Origin of the sequence: Phenylobacterium sp. (assembly GCF_004799395.1) — a bacterium.
In the GTDB taxonomy this organism is placed as follows: domain Bacteria; phylum Pseudomonadota; class Alphaproteobacteria; order Caulobacterales; family Caulobacteraceae; genus Phenylobacterium.
Genome location: NZ_SSMZ01000007.1, coordinates 1 through 8,099 on the forward strand (window position 1 = coordinate 1; position 8,099 = coordinate 8,099).

Sequence of the window (8,099 nt, forward strand, 5' to 3'; positions counted from 1 at the left end):
GACGTCGAGGGTCAGGACCTGTTTGTTGCGGTTGAAGGCGTGATAGCCGGGATGGTCCCTGCCCCGCTCTCCGCCCGGCGGCTCGACCTTGACCACCTCGGCCTCGAAGTCGCCGAGCAGCATGGCCGCCATGGGACCCGCGATCCCCTGGCTGAAGTCGGCGATACGGATGCCCTGGTAGGCGGACAATTCGGCGACCTCCCTGACCGCTGGGGCGGCGCGTTTTCCGCGTCTCGCTCTGAGGGCATGAAAGCCGCCCGGGCCGCATTCGGCAAGCGCTGCTGACTACCGGGCCTTGCGGACGAAGTCGGCGATCAGATCGGCGACCTCATGTGGATGCTCCAGTTGCATGAGGTGACCGGCGTCCTTCACCACGATGCGGGTCGACCCCGGGACCAGCACCTGGGCGGCGCCAGCCATGGCGTGCACATCGGGGATGTCCCATTCGCCCTCCAGGATGAGCGTCGGGACCTTGAGGTCGGGCATGCGCTTGAGGTCCGAAGGCCACGGCTTGATCGGGTCGTGGGCCTGATGGCGAAAGTCCTGCGGACTGGCCTTTATCATTGCGGCCGCCTTGTCCTTCGCCACCTCGTGCCCGGGCGCAATCAGCCAGGGATCCGCGCGGGCGTTGGCGACGAGGCCGTCGAAGTCGCCAATGACCATCGGCAGCACAATGTGCAGAATTCTATAGTTGAAGTGCCTGGACACCTGGAAACCATTGATGGCGGCGCCGGAGATGATCAGGCGATCGACCTGCTCCGGATGCTCGATGGCGTAGGAGACCGCCAGGCCGCCGCCGAACGAGAACCCAGCAAGGCTGGCATGGTCGAACTTCGCCGCCGCCATCACCGCGGCCAGGTCCTCCTGCGCTGAATAGGGAGCCTTGGCCGCGGGCGATCTGCCATAGCCGCGCCGGTCGTAGCGGACGACGCGGAAGTCCCTGCAGAGAATCGGCCCCATGTCGTCGAAGCTGGCGGAGTTGATCACCCCATCGTGGATCAGGACGATGGCCTGCGGACCCGAACCGCAGGTCTCGTAATAGATCTGGCCGCCCTCGACATCGGCCATCCCGGCTCGCGCCGCGCCGGCCCACAGGGCCGCCAGGCTGCAGGCAAGCGCCATCGTTCGCCCGATCATCGATGGTTCTCCTTGGCCTAGTCATCAGAGGCGAACGGTCAGCTGGCCTGCCGGAGGGCCTCGAGGCCCTCGTCAGGCACGAATTCCAGAATGTCGCCCGGCTGGCAGTCCAGCACCCGGCAGATGGCCTCCAGGGTGGAGAACCGCAGGCCCTTCACCTTGCCGGATTTCAGCAACGACAGGTTGGCCTCGGTGATGCCGATGGCGCGGGCCAGCACGTTCGAGCGGACCTTTCGCCGGGCCATCATCACGTCGAGGCGGATCACGATGGCCATCAGATGAACCCCTCGCGGTCCTGCTCGATCTCGTGGCCGGCCTGCATGACGAGCGCAATGACGAACACCACGGCGCCCAGAACCAATTGCTGCACAGCGACCATGTGGGCCCACATCTTGTCGATCTCGTAGCCAGTGGCCGCGAGCACCAGATGACATAGGAATGGCGCCGCCGCCGCGGCGATCAGGCAGACCCCTATGACCTTGATCAGGCCGGCGTTGCGCGCCGTGAAGACCTCTCCCCGGCCATAGCCCCGGAACAGGCTGCGCAAGCACCAGCACAACAGGATCGTCGGTATAGCCCGGAAGATGACATCCGGCGTGTAGGCGATCTTCTCGCCCACCGGCCAATTGCGGAACGGAATGAAGTCCGCTGGCGGCGACGTGGTGGAAATCAAGCCGCCGCGCGGGCCTACAGTGATCAGGGTTCCCTGGTAGAACCATAGGACCCACAGGCTAAACACCGCTAGAGCGATGAAGCCCACGAACAGGGCCGCGAACAGCAGTTCGAACCCGCGGCTGGCCGCGCGGATCTTGCGGAAGCTGGGCGTGGGCGGCGGACGCGGCAGGGCGATATCGACGACGGAAGCCATGGGCGGTCTCCCCGGATGGATCACCGCAGCGTCTCGCACCAAATATTTTCTGTCAAACAATAATTAATGCGAACTACCGCGCGCCGCCTGTTCACATGCTAGCGTGACCGCAAACGAGAGGATCGACATGCGCACCGGGATGCTCGGAAGCCTTGGGGAGGTGAGCCGCCTGACCCTCGGCGGCGGCGGGATCGGCCAGATCTGGGGTGATACCAGCCACGACGAAGCCAAGGCGACGCTGCGCGCCGCCCTAGACGCCGGGATCACTGTGCTCGACGCCGCGCCCAGTTACCGCAACTGCGAAGCATTCATCGGCGAGACCTTCGCCGGTCACCTGCCCGCGGGGGTCAGGGTCACGACCAAACATCAGCTGGGCGCGGCGCCGCCTGGCGAAGTGGCAGCGCGTCTGACCGCGGCCCTGGAGGCCAGCCTCACGGCCATGCGGCTGGAACGCGTCGACCTCTTCTTCCTGCATTCCAACATCCATCCCGACGGCTTCAGCTTCGCCCACGGCGACGCCAACAAGGCGAGCTTTTCCACGGCCTGGTCGACCTACGTCGAAGCCGCCGCGCCGGCCTTCGAGGCGCTCAAGGCGCAGGGTCGCATTGGCGGCTGGGGGATCACCGGCATCGGCGTTCCGACAGCCATCCTGGCGGCGCTAGACCACACGCCCCGGCCGGACGCTATCCAGGCCATCGCCAACCTGATGGACAGCCCCGGAGCCTTGAGACGCTACGCCGAGCCTGCCCGGCCGCGGGAGATCGCGGCCAAGGCTAAGGCGCGCGGGCTGGGCGTCATGGGCATCCGGGCCGTCCAAGCCGGGGCGCTGACGCTTGCCGTCGACCGCAGCCTGTCGCCCAACAGCCCCGACCGGCTGGACTACGATCGCGCGGCGTCCTTTCGCGAGTTGTGCGCGGCCTGGGGCGAGGACCCGGCCCTCGTGGCGCACCGCTACGCGCTCAGCCTTCCGAACATCGACACGGTCGTGCTGGGCGTGAAGAACCGTCAGGAACTCACGCAATGCATCGCGGCGGAGGCCATGGGCGCGCTTGGGCCCCAGCAGATGGATGAGATCGAGGCCTTGGGGCTTCGAACGGCTTAGAGCCTCAGCACCGTCGTCTCGACGACCGGTCGGCGGCCCCAGATGCGCTGGCTGGCTTTCTTGATCGCCCGCGAGATGGCGGCTTCCACTTCCTCGTCGACGTCCCGCTGCTCGCCCTTCAGCCGCGCGATCGCCTGCTCGGCTTCGTCGGCCAGGTCGTCGAGGATGTCGTCCAGCGGATAGTCGGGCTCCGACGGCAGGCCGAGCGCGCGGACTTGCGGTCCCGACGCGATGCGGCTGTTCCCATCGAGCGCGACCGAGACCGCCAGCATGCCGTTGGAGGCGGCATGGCGGCGTTCGCGCAGGGCGTCGCCGTTCTCCACCGTCACCATGCCGCCATCCACGTAGAGCCGGCCCGCCGGGACCTCATCGATGATCGCCGCGCGACCAGGGGCCAGGCGCACCATGTCGCCGTTGCGCGGGGTCACCTGTTGCGGCACCTGCAGGTCCCGGGCGAAGGCGGCGTGCTCCAGCAGGTGGCGACGCTCGCCGTGAGTCGGCACGGAGATCTCCGGCCGCGCCCAGCGGTACATCTCGGCCAGCTCGTCACGGCAAGGGTGGCCGCTGACGTGAATACCCGGGTGGTCGCGCTCGGTGTAGAGCCGCACGCCACGGTCGGCGAGGCGGTCCTGTAGGTTGCGGATCGGGATCTCGTTGCCGGGGATCACCCGACTGGAGAAGACGCAGGCATCGCCCGCGCCAAGGCTGACGTGCGGGTGCGTGCCATCGGCGATCCGCGACAGGGCCGCCCGGCCCTCGCCCTGGCTGCCGGTGCACAGGTACAGCACCTTGTCCGGCGGGAATTTCTTGGCCTCGCTGTCATCGAGGAAGGGCTGCAGCCCTTCCATCAGCCCCACCGACTTCGCCGCCGACGACATCCGGTGCATCGAGCGCCCCGCCAGCACCACGCGCCTGCCATTGGCCTCCGCCGCGCGGGCGATGGAGTCCATCCGCGCCACATTGGACGCGAAGCAGGCGACCGCGACCTTGCCCTTCAACGTGCCGATCAGCGGGATCAGGGTGTCGCGGACCTCGGCCTCGGACCCGGCGTGGCCATCGACGAAGACGTTGGTCGAGTCGCAGACCATCGCCAGCACGCCCTCGTCGCCCAGCTTGCGGATGGCGTCCTGGTCGGTGATGGCGCCCAGCAGCGGGTCCGGATCGATCTTCCAGTCGCCGGTGTGCAGGATCGTGCCGAGCGGCGTCCGGATGGCCAGACCGTTGGGCTCGGGGATAGAGTGCGTGAGCGTGATCAGCTCCAGCTCGAACGGGCCTAAGGATATCTTGCCGCCCAGGGGCACGATGGTGATCTCGGCCTCGTCCACGAGGCCGGCTTCGCGCAGCTTCTCCTTCAAAATGAACGCGGTGAACGGGGTGGCGTAGATGGGGGCCTTGAACCGCGGCCAGAGCCAGGCGACGGCGCCGATGTGGTCCTCGTGGGCATGCGTCAGCACAATGCCCAGCAGGCGGTCGGCGTTCTCCTCCATGAAGGTCGGGTCGGGCAGGATCACCTCGACGCCTGGCGTGGTCTGATCGCCGAAGGTGATGCCAAGATCGACCACGATCCACTTGCGGTCGTGCGGTGGGCCGAAGCCGTAGAGATTGAAGTTCATGCCGATCTCGTTCGACCCGCCGAGCGGCAGGAAAACGAGCTCGTCGTCTTTCGTCTTGGGCATCAGCTCTTACTGGTGTTGCGGCGCCAGATCTCGAGCAGGCCCCTGATTGTCAGATCGGAATCGAACGTATCGATCGCCATGGTCGCCCCATGAAATAGGGACGCGACGCCGCCGGTGCCAATCACGGTCATGGGCCGCTCCCACTCACCCTTGATCCGCGCGATGAGCCCTTCGATGAGGCCGATGTAGCCCCAGAAGACGCCCGACTGCATCGCCACGACCGTATCCTTGCCGATGATCCGTTGCGGCTTCTGGATCGCCACGCGTGGCAGCTTCGCCGCAGCCTGGTGCAGGGCTTCCATGGAAAGGTTGATGCCCGGTGCGATCAGGCCGCCCTCAAAGCCGCCGTCGGCCGCGATGATGTCGAAGGTCGTGGCGGTGCCGCTGTCGATGACAATCAGGTCGCCGGGATATTCCACGTGGGCGCCGACGGCGTTGACCAGCCGGTCGGCCCCCGCCTCGCTGGGCTTGTCGATCCTGACCTCGATGCCCAGGTCGGCGTTCTCGCCGATCACCAGTGGTTCGACCTTCAGATACCGACGCGACAGGTTGCGGAGGTTGAAGATCGACTGCGGGACGACGCTGGAGATGATGCAGCCGTTGAAGACCCCGAACTGCAGCCCGGCCATGGCCAGGAGTTGCGAGAGCCAGACGGCGTACTCGTCGGCGGTGCGGGTGGAATGGGTCGCCGAGCGCCACTGGGCGATCCACGCCTGGCCGTCATGAACGGCGAAGAGCGTGTTGGTGTTGCCCTGTTCGATGGCCAGAAGCATGGCTCAAGCCTCCCCGAAGAACACGTCGCCGGCCGTTATGCGCTCAAGTGCGCCATCGTCCAGCCGAAGCCGCAGGGCGCCGTCCGGATCCATACCCTCCGCGATCCCGGAAAGCGTGCGGTTGGGCAGTCGCGCCTCACAGCGTTCGCCCAGCCCGTGGGCGCGGGCCGTCCAGCCCTCAGCGATGGGCGAAAAGCCCTGCGTGGCCCAGAGCTTGCGCCAGGATTCGAATCTCGTCGCCAGCACCTCCAGGGCGTCCAGCGGTTTCGGCGGCGGGCCAGCCATATGCTCGGCGAACGAGGTCGCGGGCCGCTCGACGCCCTCCGGCGCGTGCGCCAGGTTGACGCCGATGCCGACGCCGAGCCAGAGGCGTCCGTCCGGCCGCATCCCGGACTCCACCAGGATGCCCACCGCCTTGCGCCCGAACACCAGCACATCATTTGGCCATTTCAGCCGCGCGGCGCCTTCGCCCAGGCAGGTGTCGGCCAGGTCGCAGGCCGCGAGCGCGGCGACGAAGGATAGCTGCGCGGCTTCCGCCGCCGGGACGTCCGTAGTGGTCAAGAGGGTGGCAGCGAGATTACCGGTCTCGGTCGACCAGGCCCGACCGCGCCGCCCGCGGCCTGCTGTCTGCCGTCCGGCGGTGATCCAGACGGGGCCAGCCAGGCCCGCCTCGGCGCGGCGGCGAGCCTCGGCATTGGTGGAGTCGATCTCGGCATGGGCCTCGATCGGGGGATGTTCGGACAAGCTAGACCAGGCCGAAGGCGTGCGCGGCGCGGCCGGCGGCCGGATAGATCCAGATGAGCGCGCCGAGCACGATAGGGAAGGAGAACAGCGCCAGGCCCACACCGATGATCCGAGCCTCGATGGGCGGGGTGTCGGTCACGCCCACGGACCCGTCGAACCACATCACCTTGATCAGGCGCAGATAGTAGAAGGCCGCCACCACCGAGCCCACCAGACCCAACACCGCGGCGATGGGCAGGCCGGCGGCCAGCGCGGCCTTGAATACGAACACCTTGGCCCAGAAGCCGGAAAACGGCGGCAGACCCAGGGCCGACAGCGAGAAGGCGGTCATGGCGAGCGCGATGCCGGGCTGCTCCTTGAAGAGGCCCGCCATGTCCTCGATGGTCTCCATGTCCCGGCCCTGGCGCTTGAGCGCGGCCAGGCAGGCGAAGAAGCCGGTCACGTCGACCATGTAGAGCACCATGAAGACCAGCATCGACTGCACGCCTTCGGCGCTGCCGGCCGACAAGCCGATGATCGCATAGCCGACATTGGCGATGGAGGAATAGGCCCACAGGCGCTTCAGGTTCTTCTGCGCCAGCCCTGCGAAGGCGCCCACGCCGATGGAGATCAGGCCGAGCGCCACCAGCACCTGTTGCCATTGGATCATCGCCCCGCCGAAGCCCTGTCCCAGTAGTCGGGCGAACAGCACCATGGCGGCCAGCTTCGGCGCGGCGGCAAAGAAAGCCACGACCGGAGTTGGCGCGCCCTCGTAGACGTCCGGGGTCCACATGTGGAACGGCGCGGCGGAGACCTTGAAGCCCAGGCCGCAGATCAGGAAGACGAGTCCGAACAGGACGCCCGTCGAGGCGCCGTGATGCACGGCCGCGGCGATGTCGCTGAAGAGCGTCGAGCCGGCGAAACCATAGACCAGGCTCGCCCCATAGAGCAGCAGACCGGACGAGAGCGCGCCGAGCACGAAGTACTTCAGGCCGGCTTCCGAAGCCCGAGCGTTGTCGCGGTGCATGGCGGCCAGGACATAGAGCGCCAGGCTGTGCAGTTCGACACCCACGTAGAGTGAGATCAGGTCGCCGGCCGAGACCATCATCCCCATGCCGAGGGCGGCCAGGAGGATGAGGATCGGGAACTCGAAATTGTCGACGCCCCGTCGCTCGAACCAGCGCTGGCCGAGCGGGATGCAGATGGCGCTGGAGGCATAGATCGCCACCTGCGCGAAGGCCGAGCCGGCGTCTGAGATGATGCCGCCGGAGAAGCCCTTGCCGAACGGGCCGGTGGCGGCCTGGTAGGCGGCGGCGGCCAGGACAGCGACGGCCGCCCAGCCCACGGCGCGGGCGGCCTTGGGCGCGAAGGCGCCGGCGACGAGCAGCACCAGGGCGCCGATCGCCAGGATCAGTTCCGGGTAGGCCAGGCCGAGGTCGGCGGAGAAGGTCATGGAGTAGGTCTTAGCCCCCGATGGCCGCTTGGTAGGCCGAGACCAGATGGTCCACGGAGGCCTGGGTGAGGTTCATGACGAGGCCGGGTTGGACGCCCAGCACCAGAGTGGCGGCGATCAGCGGGGCGAAGATCGCCACCTCGCGCCAATCCAGGTCGGTGATGTCGGCGAGCTTCGGATTGGTGATCGTGCCGAACACCACCCGCCGATAAAGCGTCAGCGCATAGACCGCCGAGAAGATCACGCCGGTCGCGGCCACGATCGCCGTCCAGGTGGAGACGCCGTAGGTCCCGGTCATGGTCAGGATCTCGCCGACGAAGCCGCTCGTGCCCGGCAGGCCGACGTTGCCCATGGTGAACAGCATGAA

10 protein-coding genes are annotated in these 8,099 nt (G+C 67.4%); 1 reads left to right on the top strand and 9 read right to left on the bottom strand.

Features of this window, described 5'->3' with window-relative positions; genetic code table 11:
* The 4 genes from E8A12_RS00350 to E8A12_RS00365 form a co-directional block, all read right to left on the bottom strand.
* A partial coding sequence (locus E8A12_RS00350; RefSeq protein ID WP_293365764.1) for a CoA transferase occupies window positions 1-189 on the bottom strand: 189 nt, incomplete at its 3' end.
* A 96-nt stretch (window positions 190-285) separates the two neighbouring features.
* Window positions 286-1,137 (bottom strand): alpha/beta hydrolase, encoded by an 852-nt coding sequence (locus E8A12_RS00355; RefSeq protein WP_293365765.1) that lies wholly within the window; start codon window positions 1,135-1,137, stop codon window positions 286-288.
* A 38-nt stretch (window positions 1,138-1,175) separates the two neighbouring features.
* Entirely contained in the window at window positions 1,176-1,412 is a 237-nt protein-coding gene (locus E8A12_RS00360) for a helix-turn-helix transcriptional regulator (RefSeq protein ID WP_293365766.1), read from the bottom strand.
* Window positions 1,412-2,005: a DUF2975 domain-containing protein gene (locus tag E8A12_RS00365; protein ID WP_293365767.1), complete on the bottom strand. Its 594-nt coding sequence runs from the start codon at window positions 2,003-2,005 to the stop codon at window positions 1,412-1,414. Before E8A12_RS00365 ends, E8A12_RS00360 begins: the two co-directional genes overlap by 1 nt.
* 127 nt (window positions 2,006-2,132) lie before the next feature.
* On the opposite strand from E8A12_RS00365, the gene E8A12_RS00370 reads away from it, so the two are divergent.
* Window positions 2,133-3,107, top strand: coding sequence for an aldo/keto reductase (locus E8A12_RS00370; protein ID WP_293365768.1), 975 nt, complete (start codon window positions 2,133-2,135; stop codon window positions 3,105-3,107).
* Here E8A12_RS00370 and E8A12_RS00375 read toward each other — a convergent pair.
* From E8A12_RS00375 to E8A12_RS00395, 5 genes are all read right to left on the bottom strand, one after another.
* Complete coding sequence (locus E8A12_RS00375; RefSeq protein WP_293365769.1) at window positions 3,104-4,783, bottom strand: ribonuclease J; 1,680 nt, start codon at window positions 4,781-4,783, stop codon at window positions 3,104-3,106. The genes E8A12_RS00370 and E8A12_RS00375 overlap by 4 nt on opposite strands.
* Window positions 4,783-5,556, bottom strand: coding sequence for a type III pantothenate kinase (locus tag E8A12_RS00380; protein WP_293365770.1), 774 nt, complete (start codon window positions 5,554-5,556; stop codon window positions 4,783-4,785). Before E8A12_RS00380 ends, E8A12_RS00375 begins: the two co-directional genes overlap by 1 nt.
* A 3-nt stretch (window positions 5,557-5,559) precedes the next feature.
* Entirely contained in the window at window positions 5,560-6,300 is a 741-nt protein-coding gene (locus E8A12_RS00385; protein ID WP_293365771.1) for a biotin--[acetyl-CoA-carboxylase] ligase, read from the bottom strand.
* A 1-nt stretch (window position 6,301) separates the two neighbouring features.
* Entirely contained in the window at window positions 6,302-7,732 is a 1,431-nt protein-coding gene (gene nuoN, locus E8A12_RS00390; RefSeq protein ID WP_293365772.1) for an NADH-quinone oxidoreductase subunit NuoN, read from the bottom strand.
* A 10-nt stretch (window positions 7,733-7,742) separates the two neighbouring features.
* A partial coding sequence (locus tag E8A12_RS00395; RefSeq protein WP_293365773.1) for a proton-conducting transporter membrane subunit occupies window positions 7,743-8,099 on the bottom strand: 357 nt, incomplete at its 5' end.